Genomic DNA, 19,099 nt, shown 5'->3' on the forward strand with positions numbered 1-19,099 from the left:
AGCCGAAGGACAGGTCGAACTTGGCGGTGTCCCCGATCGTCGGCAGCGGCTCCACCCGGACGCCCGGGAGGTCGACCGCGGCGGCCACCTGGCCGTCGTCGAAGGTCAGCATCACCTGGAACAGCGGGTGGCGGTTCATCGAGCGGACGGGGTTGAGCAGCTCGACCAGCCGCTCGAACGGCACGTCCTGGTGCGCGAACGCCGCCAGGTCCGCCGTCCGGACCCGGCCCACCAGCTCCCGGAACGTCGGATCACCCGACACGTCCGTCCGCAGCACCAGCGTGTTCACGAAGAACCCCACGAGGTCGTCCAGCGCGACGTCGGTCCGGCCGGCCACGGGGGTGCCGATCGGTACGTCCGTCCCGGCGCCCAGGCGGGAGAGCAGGGCGGCGACTGCCGCCTGCACCACCATGAACACCGTCGCCCCGCACTCCCGCGCCAGCGCGGTCACGCCCGCGAACACCGCGTCGTCCAGCCGGAACTGGACCAGCCCGCCCGCACCACCGGGCTCGGCCGGCCGCACCCGGTCCGCCGGCAGCGCCAGCTCGGCCGGCAGATCCGCCAACGCGGAGCTCCAGAACCCGAGTTGCCGGGCGAGCAGGCTCGCCGGGTCGCTCTCCTCGCCCAGCAGCTCCTGCTGCCAGAGGGTGTAGTCGGCGTACTGCACCGGCAGTTCGTCCCACTCCGGCGCGGCGCCGCCCAGCCGGGCCGCGTACGCCGTCCCGAGGTCGCGGGCGAACGGGGCGAGCGACCAGCCGTCGCCGGCGATGTGGTGCAGCACGATCAGCAGGTCGTACGCGTCCGTGCCGGTCCGGGTCAGCCAGGCGCGGATCGGCAGCTCGGCCGTCAGGTCGAACGGCCGGGCGGCGGCCTCCACCGCGTTCCACGGCCCGGCGACCGGCTCCAGCAGGTCGCCGACCTCTCCGAGCGACAGCACCCGCTGGTGCGGCTCACCGTCGGCCTCGGGGAACACCGTCCGCAGGCTCTCGTGCCGCCCGACGACGTCCCGCAGCGCGAGTCCGAGCGCCACCCGGTCCACCGGGCCGGTCAGCCGCAGTCCGAGCGGGATGTTGTACGAGGAGCCGGCTCCCTCCAGTCGGTTCAGGAACCACAGGCGCTGCTGGGCGAAGGAGAGGGGGATCACGCGGTTCCCTCCGGGCGGGTCATCCGGCGCAGCTTGGGGCGGGCGGGCGTGGTGTCGGCCGGGTCGGTGCCGCCGAGGCGTTCGGCGATGGCGGCGACGGTGGGGGCCGCGAAGAAGGCGTCGATGGCGAGTTCGACGTCGAGCACCGAGCGGATCCGGCCGATCAGGCGGATCACCAGCAGGGAGTGGCCGCCGAGGGCGAGGAAGTCGTCGTCGATGGAGACCTGTTCGAGGCCGAGCAGTTCGGCGAACAGGCCGGTGAGGGTCGTCTCCAGCGGTGTCCGCGGGGCGCGGCCGGGCGCGGCGGCGGGGGTGGGCCCGGGGGCGGGGAGGGCCTTGCGGTCGAGCTTGCCGTTCGGGGTGAGCGGGAAGGCGTCGAGCGCGACGAAGGCGGAGGGCACCATGTAGTCGGGCAGTTCGGCCGCGAGGTGGGCGCGGACGGCCTCGGGGTCGAACCGGTCGACGCGGTGGGCGGGGACGAGGTAGGCGACCAGGCGGACGTCGCCGGGCCGGTCCTCACGGGCGACGACGGCGCACTGGGCGACGGCCGGGTGGGCGCCCAGCACGGCCTCGATCTCGCCGGGCTCGATCCGGTAGCCGCGCAGCTTGACCTGGGTGTCGGCGCGGCCGCGGTAGTCCACCTCGCCGTCGGGCAGGACGGTGCCGACGTCCCCGGTGCGGTACATCCGGGCGCCGGGCGGCCCGTACGGGTCGGGCAGGAAGCGCTCGGCGGTCAGGGCGGGCAGGTCGGTGTAGCCGCGGGCGACGCCGGCCCCGCCGACGTAGATCTCCCCGGACTCGCCGGCGGCCACGGGGCCGAGCGCACCGTCCAGGACGTGCATCGTGGTGTTGGTGATGGGCCGGCCGATGGGGACGGTCTCGGGCTGCGGGCCGGTGGCGACGTGGGCGGAGTTGGCGACGGTGATCTCGGTGGGGCCGTACTCGTTGACGAAGCGGATACCGGTGTCGCCGGCCAGGTCGAGCCAGGTGTTGACCAGCCGGCCCGGGAAGAGCTCACCTCCGACGCTCAACAGCCCCGCGAGTCCGGCGAGTTCGTCTCCGGACAGCTGCTGGAGCAGCACCTCCAGGTGGGCGGGGGTGAGCTTGACGAAGCTGTACGGGCCGCCGTCGACGAGGTGCTTGCCGAGGTCGGCGGGGGCCAGGTCGGCGGGCAGCAGGTGGACGGTCTGCCCGGCGAGCAGCGGGGTGTACAGGGCGGGCACGACGAGGTCGAAGGCGACCGAGGAGAAGACCGGGGCGCCGCCGGTGCCGCGGGTGGCGTACTCCTCGACCGTCCAGGTGAGGTAGTTGGCGAGGCCCCGGTGGGTGACCTCGACGCCCTTGGGCCTGCCGGTGGTGCCGGAGGTGTACACGACGTAGGCGAGGGTGTCGGGGTCGACGTCGATCCCGGGGGCCGCGGTGGGCTGCCCGGCGAGGGCGTCGCGGTCGACCAGCAGCCAGTCGCACTGGCCGAGGCCGGTGAGCCGGGCGGCGAGCGCGGGGTGGGTGATGACCACGTCGGCGTGCGACTCGCGGATCACCCGCTCCAGGCGGGCGGTGGGGAAGGCGGGGTCGAGCGGGACGTAGGCGCCGCCGGCCTTCCAGACCCCGAGCAGGGCGGCGACCAGGTCCGGGCCGCGGTCGAGCAGGACGGCGACCCGGGACTCGGGGCGCACGCCGAGGGCGAGCAGCCGGTGGGCGAACTGGTTGGCCCGGGTGTTCAGCCTGGCGTAGGAGAGCTTGCCCTCGGTGGAGACCAGGGCGGTGGCGACCGGGGTGGTGGCGGCCTGCTGTTCGAACAGCGCGATGGTGGTGCCGGCGGGCCGGGGGTCGGCGGCGGGCCGGGCCGGGTGGGTCCGGCGGACGGGCTCGGCGCCGGTGCGGGCGTCTCCGTCGAGGTTGTTGACCATGTCGCGCAGAACCTCTCGGTACATGTCGGCCAGCCGCTCGGCGTTGGCCCGGCTGATGGTGTGGGTGTCGGTGGAGAGCACGATGCCCCGGCCGGAGGCGATCACGTTGAGGCCGATCTCGTTGGGCGTCTCGCCGATCCCGAGGTCGCCGTCGACCTGCTCGTCGGTGGCGTGGAAGTCCAGGTAGCTGAACGAGATCTGGATCAGGCCGGTGCGGCCGGTGTCGCGCTGGATGGCCGGCAGCGGGTAGCGGCGGTGCGGCCAGATCTCGGCCTCCCGGTCGAGTACCTGCCTGATCAGCTCCCGCCAGGTGCGGGCGCCGCGCTCGGCCGCGAACGGGACGGTGTTGAGGTGCATGCCGTAGACGTGCTCGGCGCCGGGGACCTCGGGGCGGCCATGGGCGACCAGGCCGGTGTAGAAGCTGCGGGCCGGGGTGAAGCCGCTCATCACCCTGGTGTGGGCGGCGAGCAGGACGCTCTTGACGGAGGCCCGGGTGGCGGTGGCGACGGCGCTGACGCCCTCGGCCAGGTCGTCCAGCAGGATCCAGGTCTGGAAGGCCTCGCGCGGTGTGCCGGGTGCGTCCCGCCAGTGGGCGGGGAGGGTGACCGGGGTGTGGTCGGTGACGATCCGCCGCCAGTAGGCGCGGTCCTCGGCCGAGTCGAGGGCGGCCAGTTCGGCGGCGATGAAGTCGGCGTAGCGGACGGTGGTGCGGCCGGGCTCGGGCGGCGCCTCGCCGTCCCGGAGGCTGCGGTAGCAGGCGATCAGTTCCATCACCAGGGCGTGGTGGCTCCAGCCCTCCAGGATCACGTGCGACTCGGTGAGGGTCAGCCACCAGCCGCCGCGGCCGGTGTGGGCGAAGACCCGCAGCAGCGGGAGGTCGTCGGACGCGAACACGGCACGGCGCTCGGCGGCGATGAAGGTGCGCAGGGCGGCCTTCTCGGCGTCCTCGTCGAGGTTGGAGAGGTCGTGGCTGCGGAACGGTATCCCGGCGGTGCGGTGGACGATCTGCAGCGGGACGGAGTAGCCGGAGATGTCCAGCGAGGTGCGCAGGATCTCGTGCCGCTCGGCCATCAGGGCGACGGCGGCGCGCAGGGCCTGCTCGGAGAACGGCCGGTCGTCGTTGATCCTGAAGCAGGTGACGTTGTGGTACCGGTTGCGCTCGCGGTCGGCCAGCATCTCGATCAGCATGCCGAGTTGGAGCTGTCCGAGCGGGTAGGCGTCGGTGGCGTCGGCGGGCAGGGCGGCCCGGTCGTCGGCGGTGATCAGCTCGAACGGGCGGACCGGGGCGTCCGGTCGGGCGTCCGTCGGGGTGCGGGAGTCGACCAGCCCGGCGAGGCCGGCGACGGTGGCGTGCTGGTAGACCTCACCGGCGGTGACCTGGAAGCCGGCCGTTCGCAGGGCGCCGATCAGGGAGAGCACCCGGATGGAGTCGCCGCCGAGGTCGAAGAAGGTGTCCTCGACGCCGATCCCGTCCCGGCCGAGGACCTCGCTCCAGAGCTCGGTGAGCCGTGCCTCGGTGGCGGTGCGGGGTGCCACCGCCGTGCGGACGGCGGCCGTGGCGGCACGCTCGGGCGCGGGCAGGGCCCTGCGGTCGAGCTTGGCGGTCGAGGTCAGCGGGATGGCGGGCAGTTCGACGAAGGCCGCCGGCACCATGTACGCGGCGAGGGTGGTCGAGAGCGCGGCGTGCAGCTGGGCGGCGTCGGCAGAGCCGCCGGGCCGGGCCGTCCAGTAGGCGACCAGTTCCCGGTACCCGGGGGTGTCCTCGCGGACGATCACGACGGCCTCGCGGACGTCGGGGTGGGCGGCCAACGCGGCCTGGATCTCACCGAGTTCGATCCGGTAGCCGCGGATCTTCACCTGGTCGTCGGCCCGGCCCACGGACTCCAGGGTGCCATCGGGGAGGCGGCGGGCCAGGTCACCGGAGCGGTAGAGCCGGGAACCGGGTGCGCCGAACGGGTTGGGGACGAAACGCTCGGCCGTCAGCGCGGCCCGGTCGAGGTAGCCGCGGGCGACCCCGCGTCCGCTGACGTGCACCTCGCCGACCACGCCGACCGGCACCAGCCGGCCGTACGCGTCCAGCAGGTGCACACCGAGGTCCGGCAGCGGGCCGCCGATCGGGCTGGCGGACGGCGTCGCGAGGTCGGCGGCCGTGAGGCGGTGGAAGGTGGTGTGGACGGTGGTCTCGGTGATCCCGTACATGTTGATCAGCGCGGGCGCGTCCAGCCCGAGCCGTCCGGCCCACGGTGCGAGCTCGGCGAGCTCCAGCTTCTCGCCGCCGAACACCACGTGCCGCAGCGCGAGTTCACCGATCCTCGGGTCGCCGGCACCGGCCAGACCGACCAGCGAACGGAACGCGGACGGCGTCTGGCTGAGCATCGTGACCTGCTCGATGACCAGCAGGTCGAGGAAGTCCTCGGGCGAACGGGCCACGTCGAACGGCACCACCACCACCCGGCCACCGAACAGCAGCGCACCCCACAACTCCCAGACGGAGAAGTCGAACGCGTACGAGTGGAACAGCGACCACACGTCGTTCGGGCCGGGGTGGAACGACTGCTCCGCGGCCGTGAACAGGCCCACCACGTTGGCGTGCGACAGCGTGACGCCCTTGGGCCGTCCGGTGGAGCCGGAGGTGTAGATCACATACACCGCGTTGTCCGGCGACACGGCCGTGTCCAGGTCGGCGGACGGCAGCTGCGCGACCTCCTCGGCGACCTCCTCCAGCACCACCACCGGACCGCCCCACACCGAGGCCACCAGCCCCGCGTGCGCCGACTGCGTCACCACACACGCCAACGCGGCATCGGACGCCATGTACGCCAACCGCTCCGCCGGGTACGCCGGATCCAACGGCACATACGCACCACCGGCCTTCAGCACCGCCAGCAGCGTCACCACCAGCTCGAACCCACGCTCCAGACACACCCCCACCAGCGCCTCCGGCCCCACCCCGAGACCCCGCAACCGCCACGCCAACCGGTTCGCCCGCGCGTTCAGCTCCCCGTACGACAGCGACACCCCCTCGAACGACACCGCCACCGCATCCGGGGCGCAACCCACCTGCCGCTCGAACACCTCATGCACACACAGCCCCTCCCAGACACCGACCGCACCCACGATCGGCCGGTCCACCAGGGCCAGCTCCCCGGGTGGGAGGAACGTGACGGTGGCGTCGCCGTCCGGGTCGGCCGCCATCGCCTCGACGACGGCGCGGTAGAGCGCGGCGATCCGGTCCGTGTCGGCGCGGCCGAGGGTGTGGGAGTCGGTGGCGAGGGTGAAGCAGCCGCCGAGGGTGGTGACGGTCAGTCCGAACTCGGTGTGGCCCTCGTCGATGACGCTCTCCGCGTCGATCTGGCCGAGGTCCACCTGGTGGAAGTTCTGGTGGTTGAACATCACGTCGATCAGGCGGCCGCCGTCGCCCAGTTCCCGCTGGATGACCGGCATCGGGAACCGGCGGTGCGGCCACATCGCGATCTCGTCGCCGAGCACCTGCTGCACGAGCTCCCGCCAGGTGCGGGCGGTGCGGCGGGCCGGGAACGGCAGGGTGTTGAGGTACATGCCGTACACCCGGTCGGCGCCGACGATCTCGGGCCGGCCGTCGCAGACCAGGCCGGTGTAGAAGCTCGCCTCGTCGGTGAGCATGCTGAGCACCTTGAGGTGGGCGGCCACCAGGACGTTCTTGAGGGAGGCCCGGGCCCGGACGGCGAGCAGCCGCAGCTGCGGCTCCAGGTCCCGGTAGGGCACCGGGATGCGGTAGTACTCGCGCGGAGCCGTGCGGTCGGCGCCCCAGCCGGCGGGCAGGGCGAAGGCGGGGTGCTCGTCCAGGACGCCCTGCCAGAAGGCCCGTTCGTCCGGGGAGGCGATGGCGGTCTGCTCGGCGGCGATGAAGTCGGCGAACCGGACGGCGGGCGTCTCGGGCACCAGCGGGGTACGGCCGAGGCGCAGCGCGCGGAAGGTCTCCAGCAGCTCCATCAGCAGGGAGTGGTAGCTCCAGCCCTCCAGGACCGGGTGGCACTCGGTGATCGAGATCCACCAGCTGTCCTCGGCGGTCAGGTGCGCGGTGACCCGGATCAGCGGCGGCACGTCGAGGTGGAACGGGTTGGCCCGTTCGGCGGCGGTGAACTCACGGAGGGCGCGCTGCTGTTCGGCCTCGGTCAGGTCGCGCAGGTCGTGGATCGCGACCTGCGGTTCGACCTCGTCGTGGACCAGCTGGAGCGGCAGGCCGAAGGCGGTCAGCTCGAACGAGGTCCGCAGCACCTCGTGGCGCGCGATGACGGCCCGCACCGCGCCGCGCAGCGCGTCGGCGGCGAACGGCCGGTCGTCGCGGACCCGGAAGGCGGTGACGTTGTGGTAGGTGTTCGTGCTGCCGCCGGAGAGCAGCTCCGCGACCATGCCGAGCTGGACCTGGGACAGCGGGTAGGCGTCGACCACGCCGGCGGGCAGGGCGCGGCGGACGGCCTCGTCGACCAGGTGCAGCGGCGCGACGGCGGGCGTGGGCGCGGGGACGGCCCGGCGGTTGCCGAGGTACCGGGCGAGCGCGGCCACCGTGCGGTGCTCGAAGATGTCGCGGACGGTGACGTCGTAGTCGGCCTCGCGCAGGGCGCCGACCAGTGAGACGGCCCGGATGGAGTCGCCGCCGAGGTCGAAGAAGGTCGCGTCGACGCCGACCCGGTCGAGGTTGAGGGCCTGGCACCAGACCTCGGCGATCCGCTGCTCGGTGACGGTGCGCGGCGCGACGAAGGCGCTCGGCGCGCCGGTGCCGGAGCGCTGCGGTGCGGGCAGGGCGCGGCGGTCGGTCTTGCCGTTGCCGGTGAGCGGGATGGCGTCGAGCCGGACGAAGGCGGCGGGCACCATGTAGCCGGGCAGGGTCCGGGAGAGCAGGTGCTGCAGGTCGGCGGCGCCCGGCCCGGCGTCCGCGCCGAGGTCGGGGTCGGTCGTCCAGTAGGCGACCAGTTCCTTCTGCCCGGGGGTGTCCTCGCGGGCGAGGACGACGGCCTCGCGGACGTCGGGGTGGGCGGCCAGCGCGGCCTGGATCTCGCCGAGTTCGATCCGGTAGCCGCGGATCTTCACCTGGTCGTCGGCCCGGCCCACGGACTCCAGGGTGCCGTCGGGGAGGCGGCGGGCGAGGTCGCCGGAGCGGTAGAGCCGGGAGCCGGGAGCGCCGAACGGGTTGGGGACGAAACGCTCGGCGGTCAGCTCGGGCCGGCTGAGGTAGCACCGCGCCACACCGGGGCCGCTGACGTGGATCTCGCCGACCACGCCGACCGGCACCAGCCGGCCGTGCGCGTCCAACAGGTGCACGCCGAGGTCCGGCAGCGGGCCGCCGATCGGGCTGGCGGTGGGGGTGGCGAGGTCGGCGGCCGTGAGGCGGTGGAAGGTGGTGTGGACGGTGGTCTCGGTGATCCCGTACATGTTGATCAGCGCGGGCGCGTCCGGCCCCAGGCGGTCGGTCCACGGCCGGAGGTCGGCGAGCTCCAGCTTCTCGCCGCCGAACACCACGTGCCGCAGGGCGAGCCGGTCGATGCGGGGGTCGCCGGCGCCGGCCAGGCCGACCAGCGAACGGAACGCGGACGGCGTCTGGCTGAGCACGGTGACCTGTTCGGCGACCAGCAGGTCGAGGAAGTCCTCGGGTGAGCGGGCCACGTCGAACGGCACCACGACCAGGCGGCCGCCGAACAGCAGCGCGCCCCACAGCTCCCAGACGGATACGTCGAAGGCGTACGAGTGGAACAGCGACCAGACGTCGTCGGCGCCGAAGCCGTACAGGCCGGCCGAGGCGGTGAACAGGCGCAGCACGGCCCGGTGCGACAGGACGACGCCCTTGGGGCGGCCGGTCGAGCCGGAGGTGTAGATGACGTAGATGGCGCTGTCGGGGCCGGTCACCGGCGGCAGGTTGTCGGCGGGCAGTGCGGCGAGTGCGGTGTCGAGCTCCGACAGGACGAGCGCGGGGCCGTCGAAGACGGAGGCGACCAGGTCGGCGTGCTCGCTCTGGGTGACGGCGCAGACCAGTGCCGCGTCGGAGGCCATGTAGGCGAGGCGGTCCGCCGGGTAGGCCGGGTCCAGTGGGACGTACGCGCCGCCGGCCTTGAGCACCGCCAGCAGGGTGACCACGAGGTCCGGGCCGCGCTCCAGGCAGACGCCGACCAGCGATTCGGCGCCGACGCCGAGTTCGCGCAGGCGGCGGGCCAGGCGGTTGGCGCGCCGGTTGAGTTCGGCGTAGCCGAGGGAGCTGCCGTGGTGGCTGACGGCGACGGCGTCGGGGGTCAGCGCGGCCTGGCGTTCGAACACCTCGTGGACGCAGCTGCCGTCCAGGTCGCTCGGCGCGCCGGGGATCGGCCGGTCCACCACGGCGCGTTCGGCCGGGTCCAGCAGGTCGATGCCGGACAGGGGTGCCTGGGGGTGTTCGGCGACGGCGGCCAGCAGCCGGGTGAGGTGGCCGGCGAAGCGGTGGACCGTCGACTCGTCGAACAGGGCGGTGGCGTACTCGAACTGGCAGCCCAGGGAGCCGTCGGCGCGCTCGGCGACCTGCAGGGCGAGGTCGAACTTGGCGACCTGCCAGGGCAGCGCGACGGGTTCGGCCCGGACGGCACCGAGGGTGAGGTCGCCGGCCCGCTCGTCGTGCAGGGTGAAGGCGGTCTGGAAGAGCGGGGTGACGGACAGGTCGCGCTCCGGGCGGAGCTCGTCCACCAGGGAGGCGAACGGCGTGTCCTGGCGGTCGAAGGCGTCCAGCACGGTGGTGCGGGCGAGCGGCAGCAGCTCGGCGAAGGAGCGGTCGCCCTCCCAGCCGGTGCGCAGGACGAGGGTGTTGATGCCGTAGCCGACGAGGTCGCGCAGTTCGGGCCTGGTGCGGCCGGAGACCACGGTGCCCACGGTGATGTCGGTGCTGCCGCTCCAGCGGGCCAGCTGGGCCTGGTAGGCGGCCAGCAGCACGGTGAACAGGGTGGTGCGGTGCTCGCCGGCCAGGGCGCGCAGCCGGTCGGCGGTGCCGGCGGGGACGGCGAAGCGGACGGCCGCGCCCTCGGTGGAGCGGACGGCGGGACGGAGCCGGTCGGTGGGCAGGGCGAGCGGTTCGACGCCGGCCAGCTGCTCCTTCCAGCGGTCGAGCCGGCGGCGGGCGGCGGGCTGGGTGCGGAACGTCTCGCGCTCCCAGGCGGCGTAGTCCGCGTACTGCAGCGCGGGGGCCGGCAGCGGGGACGGCCGCCCGGCGGCGAACGCCTCGTACAGGGCGGAGAGTTCGGCCATCAGGAGTTCCTGCGAGCGTTCGTCGCAGGCGATGTGGTGCAGGGTGAGGGCGAGCAGGTGGTCGTCGGGTGCGAGCTGGAACAGGGCGGCGCGCAGCGGCGGTTCGCTCTCCAGGTCGAAGGGCAGGGCGGCCTGGCGGCGGGCCTGCTCCTCGGCGGCCTGCGCGCGTTCGGCGGCGGGCAGCGCGGTGAGGTCGACGGTGGTGAGGGTGCCGGCCCGGGCGGGGTCGACGATCTGGACGGGCTCCTCGCCGTCCAGGGTGTACCGGGTGCGCAGGATCTCGTGCCGGGCGGTCAGCCCGTCGACGGCGGCGGCCAGCGCGGCGGTGTCCAGGGGGCCGTGCAGGCGCAGGAGTTGGGGCACCAGGTACTCGACGGCGTCGGGGTCGAGCCGGTTCAGGAACCACATCTGGCGCTGGCCGAAGGAGAGCGGCAGCGGTCGGCTGCGGTCGGCCGGGGTGATGGCGGCGGGGCCGGTGGGGCGGCCGCCGGCCATCCGGCGCCGGATCAGCTCCTCGCGGAGGTCCGCGGCGGCGTGGGTGGTGTGCTGCGAGTCTCCAGCAGTCATGCCGGCTGCCCCTTCGTACGGGTCGTGTCGGCCACGACGTCCTCATCGCTGAGCTGGGCGATCTCCGCCCGGATCAGGTCTTCCAGGGCCAGGGCCCACTGCTCCACCGTGGGGCCGTCGAACAGGGCCCGGACGGGGATGTCGAGGTCGAGTTCGGCCCGGGCGGCGGCGGTGACGGTGGCGGCGAGCAGGGAGTTGCCACCGAGCGCGAAGAAGTCGTCCCGGACGCCGACGGCGGTCTCCAGGGCTTCGGCCCAGATCTCGGCCAGCCGCTGCTCGAACGGGTTGCGCGGGGCGAGGTGTTCGGCGCGGTCCGGCCGCGGCGCGTTGGCGACGGGGGTGTCGGCCGTGTTCCAGGGCAGGGCGGCGCGTTCGCGGTCCCGGCCGGTGCGGACGTCCACCGCGGACAGGGCGGCGCCCGGGTCGGCCGCCAGCTTCCCGGCCAGGGCGGCCAGGCCCTCGGCGAGGGACTCGGCGGTCGCCGGGTCGAAGAGTGCGGTGGCGTACTCCAGCAGGCCGCCGAGGTCGCCGTTCTCCTGCCGCCGCATGATCAGCGCGAGGTCGGTCGGGGTGGTCCGCCAGGCGGCGCCGAACTCGGCGAGGTCGGCGGTGTCCTCGGCCAGGCCGGTGAGTCCGTCGTCCTGGAGGTCGAACAGGGCCTGGTAGAGGGGGGTGCGGGAGGGGTCGCGGGTCGGCTGCAGCGCCTCGACCAGCTGCTCGAACGGCAGGTCCTGGTGGGCGAACGCGGCCAGGCAGGTGTCCCGGACCCGGTCGACGGCCTGCTCGAAGCTGAGGCGTCCACCGAGGTCGGTGCGCAGGACGAGCGAGTTGAGGAAGAAGCCGACCAGGCCGTGGGTCTCGGGCCGGACCCGGCCGGCCACCGGGGTGCCGACCGCGATGTCGTCCTGCTCGCCGTGCTGGGCGAGCAGGAGCTGCCAGAGGGTCAGCAGGGTCATGAACGGGGTCGCGCCCCGGCTGCGGCCGATCTCGAAGAGCGCCTCGGCGGTCGGGGCGGGGATGGTGAAGGCGTGCACCGCGCCGTGCGCCTCGCGGTGGGCGGGGCGCGGCCGGTCGGTGGGCGTCCGCAGGGTGGGCAGGCCGGCCAGGGTGGTCCGCCAGTGGGCGAGTTGGCGCTCCAGCAGGTCCGGGGTGAGGTGGTGCTCGCGCTGCCAGGCCGCGAAGTCCGGGTAGCCGATGGGCAGCGGGTCGAGCTCGGGCTCGCGGCCGTCGGCGAGGGCGGTGCACAGGGCTCGCAGTTCGCGTTTGATCAGGACGGTCGACCAGCCGTCGCAGGCGATGTGGTGGACGGTCAGCAGCAGGTGCGCCGCGCCGTCGGGCCGGCGGGCGAGCAGGGCGCGCCAGAGCGGGCCCCGGGCGAGGTCGAAGCCGCGGGCGAGCTCGGTGCCGAACAGCCGGGGCAGGCCGGCCCCGGGCGCGTCCGTGACGGCGAGCTCGACCGGGCCGGGGCCGTCGACCTGCTGGACGGGCCGGCCGTCCAGCAGCGGGTAGCGGGTGCGCAGCGCCTCGTGCCGGGCGGCGAGGGCGGCCAGGGCCCGGCGCAGGACGGCCGGGTCGGTGCCGGCGGGCAGGCGCAGGAAGATCGGGACGACGTACTCGGCGCTGCCGGGGGTCAGCTGGTCGAGGAACCACATCCGCTGCTGGCCGGCCGAGAGCGGCAGGGGCGCGCTCCGGTCGGTCCTGGTGATCGCGGTCCGGTCGGCCCCGGCGAGGTCGAGCAGGCGGGCCTGGTCGCGCACGGTGGAGGCGGTGAAGAGGTCGGCGAGGGCGATCTCGCGGCCGGTCGCGGTGCGCAGCCGCTGGGCGAGGCGGCCGAGCAGCAGGGAGTAGCCGCCGAGCCGGAAGAAGTCGTCCTCGGCGGCGATGTCGGGGGTGTCCAGCAGGTCGGCCCAGATCGCCGCGACGGTCCGCTCGGTGGCGGTCGCCGGGGCGGTCCGCCCGGCGCTCTCGGGGCGCGGGGCGCCGGGCGCGGGCAGGGCCTTGCGGTCGAGCTTGCCGCTGGTGGTGAGCGGGAAGTCGTCCAGCACGGTGAACACGGCGGGCACCAGGTACTCCGGCAGCCGCTCGCGGCACCAGGCGCGCATCCGCTCGTGGCCCGGGTCCTCGCGGACGGTGAGGTAGGCGACGATCCGGCCGATCCCGGCGGTGTTGCGGACGGCGGCCACGGCGGCGGCGCGGACCTGCGGGTGGCCGGCCAGGACGGCCTCGATCTCGCCGGGCTCGATCCGGACGCCGTTCACCTTGACCTGGCCGTCGAGCCGGCCGAGGTACTCCAGTGAGCCGTCGGCGAGCCAGCGGACCTGGTCGCCGGTGCGGTAGAGGCGCTCCCCGGGCGGGCCGTACGCGTCCGGGACGAAGCGCTCGGCGGTGAGGTCGGGGCGGTTCAGGTAGCCGCGGGCGACGCCGGCGCCGCCGACGTGCAGTTCACCGGGCAGGCCGATCGGGGCGAGGGCGCCGTCGGTGTCCAGGACGAGCAGCCGGATACCGCTGATGGGCCGGCCGATGAGCACCGGGCCGGTCCGCTGCCGCGGGTCGAACCGCCGGGCGGTGACGTCGATGGAGCACTCGGTGGGGCCGTAGGTGTTCCAGATCTCCACGTCGACCTCGGCCAGCAGGCGCTGGCAGAGCTCGGCGTGCAGGGGTTCGCCCGCGGAGAAGACCAGCCGCATGGCGGTGCACTCCGCCCAGCCGCGCTCCTCGACCAGCAGGCGCAGCACCGAGGGCACCACCTGCAGGACGGTGATCCGCTGCCGGGCGATGGTGCGGACCATCTCGGCCGGGTCGCGTTCGACGCCGGGCGGCGCCATCACGACGGTCCCGCCGCTGCTCAGCGGGCCGAAGAACTCCCAGCCGGCGGCGTCGAAGCTGAGCGAGGTCTTCTGCAGCACCCGGTCGCCGGGGCCGAGCCCGTGGGTGCGGACGGTCCAGGCGACCCGGTTGCGGATGCCGCGGTGGCTGACGGCGACGCCCTTGGGGCGGCCGGTGGAGCCGGAGGTGTGGATGACGTACGCGAGGTGGTCGGCGGTGGCGGCCGGCTCCGGGTCGGCGTCGGGCTCTCCGGCGAGGTCGCGCTCGCAGCCGGCCGAGTCGAGGACGACCGGACGGACGCCGTCGGCACGGACCAGCTTGGCGAGCGCGTCCTGGGTGAGGACGATGCGCGCGCCGGTGTCGCGCAGGACCCAGTCGATGCGGTCCTTGGGGTGGTTGGGGTCGAAGGGGACGTAGGCCGCGCCGGCCTTCCAGACCGCGAGCAGGGCGACCGCCAGGTCGACTCCGCGGTGCAGGCAGACGCCGACCGGGTCGTCGGGGCGGGCACCGAGGGCGCGCAGGTGGTGGGCCAGCCGGTTGGCGCGGCGGTTCAGCTCCGCGTAGCTCAGTTCCCGTTCGTCGGCGACCACCGCCGTGGCGTCCGGGGTGCGGGCCGCCCTGGCGGCGACCAGCTCGTGCAGCAGCAGCCCGCCGGGGGCGGGATCGCCGGGTGACCCGGCCGGCCTCCGGGGCGCGGCCGGGGCCGCGCCGTTCGGCCCGGTGCCGGGCGGCGGGATTGTGTGCACGGTCAGCCCTTCGGTGATGGGTGGCGGTGGTGGCCGGGCCCGGTCGGTCGGATGGCGGGAGGGGTCACGCCTGTGCGGCGGCCTGCTCCATCCGCTGCCGCAGGCTCAGCGGCCGCATGTCGGTCCAGACCTCGGAGATCCGGGCCAGGCACTCGTCCTTGCCGCCCTGGGTGCCCTCGGTGTGCCAGCCCGCCGGGATGTCACGGCCGACCGCCCAGATCGAGTACTGCTCCTCGTCGTTGAACACCACGAGGTACTGCTGGCCGTCATTCTGATCGTCACTCATCTGCACTCCTCAGCCGGGCTTCTGTACGCGCCGAATTCATTCACTGGAGGATTTCCGGGAGTTCACCGGAACGGGAGCGAACGGCATTTTCCCCGGCCTGCGCGGCGCAGCCGGAAAGGTGCCGTTCACCTGCCCGTGGGTCGTCGATACGAGGGGGAGCGTCGAGGGCTCCGGATGCCTTCCGGATGCCGTTCTCCGACAGCGGGAAGCGCAACCCCGTTCGAGCATCGCCATCATGGCCGGTTTGATCAATCGTGCTCAAGGGGTTGTCAGTTGCCAGAGCCTGGCAACTGACAACCCCTTGGCAACCCGCGTCCACCAGGGAATTCGAGTCATGTACTCGACAATGTGTCAGGTCGTCCCGGGGTTGCCTGCGCCCGATTCCGCCAATTCCGGCACGGCAAAAGGGGGTTCGTTCCCCCCTCTGCTTGTCGGTGCATTCCACCGGCGATAGGGTGCTGGCACCCGGTGGCACGCCACCCGGATACCGCACCGCCGCCGCCCCGCATTCGCCGACCACCGCCGATTTCACACCGGCCCGTGGCCACCCGGGGCGGCCGGGGCCGACGCCACGACTCGGCGGCCCGCCCGCTCCCCAGCCCCCGCGGCTCCTCCGCGCGGCGGCCTGCGTCCACACCATGATCCGACGAACGGAGTACCCGTGTGACTGCGCCTCAGTTGCCCCTCACCGTCGACGGCGGCGACCGCCGCCTGGTCGAGCACATCCGCCGGCACCGCGAGGAGCTGCGCGAGCAACTCCTCGTCCACGGCGCCCTGCTGTTCCGCGACTTCGCGGTGGACGGCGTGGACGGCTTCGACGCCGTGGTGCGCGAGCTGTCCGGCGAACCCCTGACCTACGCGGAGCGCTCCTCACCCCGCCAGTCGATCAAGGGAAACGTCTACACCTCGACCGAGTACCCGCCGCAGGAGGAGATCTTCGCCCACAACGAGAACTCCTACCAGGCCGTCTGGCCACTGGTGCTGTACTTCTACTGCATCGAACCGCCGCTCACCCTGGGCGCCACCCCGCTCTCCTCCACCCGGGCGCTGTACGCGGCGATCGACCCAGCGGTACGCGAGGAGTTCGAGCGCCGCCGCTGGTCGGTGGTGCGCAACTACGGCGGCGGGCTGGGCCTGCCCTGGGCGGAGGTGTTCAACACCGACGACCGCGAGGAGGTGCTGCGGCACTGCGCCGGCCAGGGCATCGAGGCCACCTGGATCGGCACCGACCGGCTGCGCACCAGGGCCGTGCGGGACGCCGTCCACAAGCACCCCGTCACCGGTGACCAGGTCTGGTTCAACCACGCCACCTTCTTCCACGTCACCACCCTGCCCGAGGAGCTGCGGCTCGGACTGCAGGCCCTGTGCAAGCCGGAGGACCTGCCGAGCAACACCTACTACGGCGACGGCGAGCCCATCCCGGACGAGGTCCTGGACCACCTCCGGGACTGCTACCGGGCCACCTCCACCCGGTTCGACTACCGGCGCGGCGACGTCCTGGTACTCGACAACATGCTGTCCACGCACGCCCGCGAGCCCTTCACCGGGCCGCGGAAGATCGCGGTGGCGATGGCGGAACCGTACGGCGGCGCCTGACCCGCACGCCGAGGGGCGGCGATCCGACCGGTCGGTACCGGCGGTCGCCGCCCCTCGGCGCGTCGCGCTGCGGGCCGGCCGCCGTCAGCGCCCGATCCGGTCCGCCAGACCGGCCAGCGCGACCCCGGACGGACCGGCGGTGGCCAGCTCGGCCCGCCGCACCAGGCCGAGCGCGAACGACCGGACCAGCTTGTGGAACGCGTACCGGCCGGGCGCGGGGGTGTCCAGCAGGCTGGCGTCCACCAGCTCCTCCAGCAGGTTCTCGGCCTCGTTGCGGTCCGCGCCGAGCGCCTCGGCCGCGACCGCCAGCGACAGGTCGGGCCCGTCCAACTGGGCGATCAGCCGCAGGGCGTGGGCCGCCTGCCAGCCGAGCCGCTCGTAGCTGAGCCGGAACGCGGTGCCGACGGCCGCGCCGCCGAGGTCGAGCACCGAGCTGCCCTCCTCCTCGTCCTCCAGCCGCTCCGCCAGCGACGCGATCTGCCAGCGCGGCCGGGCCGCCAGCCGGGTCGCGACCAGCTGGACGGCCAGCGGCAGCAGGCCGCAGGCCTCGACCAGCCGCCGGGCCGCCACCGGCTCGGCCGCCACCCGCTCCTCGCCGACGATGGCGGCGACCATCCGCACCGCCTCGGCCGGATCCAGCGGGTCCAGCGAGAGCAGCTGCGCCGACCGCAGGCCGGCCATCCGGACCCGGCTCGTGACCAGCACCATGCTGCCGGGCGCGGCGGGCAGCAGCGGCTGCACCTGCTCCGCGCTGACCACGCCGTCCAGCACGATCAGCATCCGGCGGCCGTCCAGCAGCGTCCGGAACAGTGCCGCCCGCTCGCTCATCGCGGTGGGCAGCGGGCCGCCGGGCCGCAGCGCGCGCAGGAACCCGCCGAGCACCTCGGTGGGGGTGATCCAGGCGCCGTCCTGTCCGGGGCCGTCGATCTCGGCGAACAGGCAGCCGTCGGGGAACCTGTCCCGGACCCGGTGCGCCCAGTGGATCGCCAGCGCCGACTTGCCGACGCCCGCCATCCCGTCGATCGCGCAGACCACCATGCGCTGCTCGCAGAGCAGGCCGTCGAGCCGGCCGAGGATCCGCTCCCGGCCGTAGAAGTCCGGTACCGCCATGGGTAACTGGGCAGGTCTCAACGGTCCGGCCGACTGGACCTCGGAGTCCTGGTCGGCCACCAGGCCGCGCAGCGCGCCGCCCGCGCCGAGCACGTCGTCGCACCGACCTGCCAGCTCCGGAGTGGCGGGCCGGGCTCCGGTCTCCACCCTGCTGAGGTAGCCCTTGCTGTAGTGGGCCATTTCGCTCAGCGCCTTCAACGAGACACCCTGCTGCGTCCGAAGTCTTCGCAACTCGTGCCCGAATCTGTCGCTCAAAACTCCCCCCTCCTGCCCGTGTTGGTTGCTGTCTCCCCCGATTGGGGCCCATCACAGGCGGCCGAGAGCCGCCGCGCCACCACGCGCTCCGGGCCGCGCTGCCGTCGTCGTGTGCGCTCCCCCCGGAGACGACGGCACCCCAGCGTGGGTGGCGGGGCCGATCCTACGGGAGATCACCGTCCGATGTTCGAATTCGATCAGAGACGTCTCACCGAGTTTCGGATCCCGGTCACGGACCGGCCGCAGTAGGGGCACGGATCAGGATCCGTGCCCGCGTCGCCGTGACATTCCCGGGTACTTCCGCCCTCCCCGCACCTGTTGACTCTCCGTCACCGGAAGCCGGGGCCGGAAGGGGTTTCGCGTTCGACCGCGGCGGCGGGCACCGTGGGGTGGCTGCAGGCGGTCGGGCACCGCTCCGCCGAGCGCCAGGTACCCGCGCGGTACCGACCCGGCCGAGGCCGTCCGCCGTCGCCCGCTGCGCCGGATGGGCCTCCGACCGACGGAATCCGCTGCGGCCGGTTGAGCTGACTCACAATCAGATTTGCTGCCCACAGCAGGAGTTGGCCGACCGGCCGCCGTCCGGCCGGATGCCCCGGAGGAGCCGTCAGCCGCCGGCCCGGAGGATGAACACGCCCCAGCCGAGGTAGCGCCGGGTGTAGGCGAGGTAGCCGCGGCGGGCGTGCGCGGACCAGGCCCTGAGCTCGCCCGGCCTGCGGGTCGTCGGGGTGGGCGGCGAGATGATCGCTGACGGTGAGCCACTGGGCGGCCGCCTAAACGGGCCTCCGGTCTCCGGCGGGACAGCGTCGCCGCTCAGTGCCACGCTCCCCGGGCGGACAGGTCGAGCACCAGGGCCGCGATGTTCCAGGCGTCGTCCTCGCCCCGGTGGTGCCGGCCCTCCAGCGGCAGGCCAGCCAGCCGGAGCGCCTCGGCCATGCCCGGGCGCTTGCGCAGCCCGTTCGCCTCGGTGAAGACCAGTTTCGCGTTGGTGTGGCGGCGGCCGAACGGGTAGGCCGTCCCGGTGGCGCTGCACTGCCTGGTGAACTGGTGGCGGTCGTAGTCGCCCCAACTCGCCCACGGGCGCCGCCCGGCCAGGTGCTCGGCGGCCAGCAGCCGGCAGGCCTCGGCGAACGACAGGCCGGTGTCGACCTCGGCCTGGGTCAGCCCGGTCAGCCGGGTGCAGAACGGGCTCACGGTCGAGCGCGCGGGCCGGACCAGGATCCGGTGCCGTCCGATCCGCTCGCCGGCGGCCAGGTCGACCACGGTCAGACCGATCTCGATGATCTCGCTCACCGCGCCGGCCGGCGGGTCGCCGTCCCAGCAGGTCGCCTCGACGTCCACCACGTTCCACAGTTCCCCGGTGCTCTCCACGCCGGGGAGCGTAGCGGGCGGCGGGGGCCGGTCACCGGGATTTTCCGGC

At 73.9% G+C, this 19,099-nt stretch carries 8 protein-coding genes (1 of these 8 running past the window's edge); 1 reads left to right on the plus strand and 7 read right to left on the minus strand.

The annotated features are described in order from the left end of the window. The 4 genes from OG871_RS07485 to OG871_RS07500 form a co-directional block, all read right to left on the minus strand. A protein-coding gene (locus tag OG871_RS07485) for a non-ribosomal peptide synthase/polyketide synthase (protein WP_371495232.1) crosses the window boundary here: on the minus strand, positions 1–1,144 show its start. The gene continues 15,470 nt to the left of window position 1, outside the view; 1,144 of the gene's 16,614 nt are visible here — the first part of the coding sequence; it begins with the start codon at positions 1,142–1,144; the stop codon falls past the left edge of the window. Next, positions 1,141–10,863 carry an amino acid adenylation domain-containing protein gene (locus tag OG871_RS07490; protein WP_371495233.1) on the minus strand — a complete coding sequence of 3,241 codons (9,723 nt, stop codon included), beginning with the start codon at positions 10,861–10,863 and terminating at the stop codon, positions 1,141–1,143. Before OG871_RS07490 ends, OG871_RS07485 begins: the two co-directional genes overlap by 4 nt. Then, positions 10,860–14,435 (minus strand): amino acid adenylation domain-containing protein, encoded by a 3,576-nt coding sequence (locus OG871_RS07495; RefSeq protein WP_371495235.1) that lies wholly within the window; start codon positions 14,433–14,435, stop codon positions 10,860–10,862. Before OG871_RS07495 ends, OG871_RS07490 begins: the two co-directional genes overlap by 4 nt. A 64-nt stretch (positions 14,436–14,499) precedes the next feature. Beyond that, positions 14,500–14,721, minus strand: coding sequence for an MbtH family protein (locus OG871_RS07500; RefSeq protein ID WP_371495237.1), 222 nt, complete (start codon positions 14,719–14,721; stop codon positions 14,500–14,502). 663 nt (positions 14,722–15,384) lie between these two features. Here OG871_RS07500 and OG871_RS07505 point away from each other — a divergent pair. Beyond that, positions 15,385–16,317, plus strand: a complete 933-nt coding sequence (locus OG871_RS07505) for a TauD/TfdA family dioxygenase (RefSeq protein ID WP_371495239.1) — start codon at positions 15,385–15,387, stop codon at positions 16,315–16,317. Positions 16,318–16,401: 84 nt separating this feature from the next. Here OG871_RS07505 and OG871_RS07510 read toward each other — a convergent pair whose 3' ends face one another. From OG871_RS07510 to OG871_RS07520, 3 genes are all read right to left on the minus strand, one after another. Then, on the minus strand, positions 16,402–17,682 hold the full coding sequence (locus tag OG871_RS07510) for a helix-turn-helix domain-containing protein (protein ID WP_371495240.1): 1,281 nt from the start codon (positions 17,680–17,682) through the stop codon (positions 16,402–16,404). Between the two features lie 604 nt (positions 17,683–18,286). Beyond that, positions 18,287–18,502, minus strand: a complete 216-nt coding sequence (locus OG871_RS07515) for a hypothetical protein (RefSeq protein WP_371495241.1) — start codon at positions 18,500–18,502, stop codon at positions 18,287–18,289. Next, positions 18,493–19,050 carry an exonuclease domain-containing protein gene (locus OG871_RS07520; RefSeq protein ID WP_371495243.1) on the minus strand — a complete coding sequence of 186 codons (558 nt, stop codon included), beginning with the start codon at positions 19,048–19,050 and terminating at the stop codon, positions 18,493–18,495. The genes OG871_RS07515 and OG871_RS07520 overlap by 10 nt, the downstream gene beginning before the upstream one ends. Positions 19,051–19,099: the final 49 nt, after the last annotated feature.

This window comes from Kitasatospora sp. NBC_00374 (genome assembly GCF_041434935.1).
Classification (GTDB): Bacteria; Actinomycetota; Actinomycetes; order Streptomycetales; family Streptomycetaceae; genus Kitasatospora.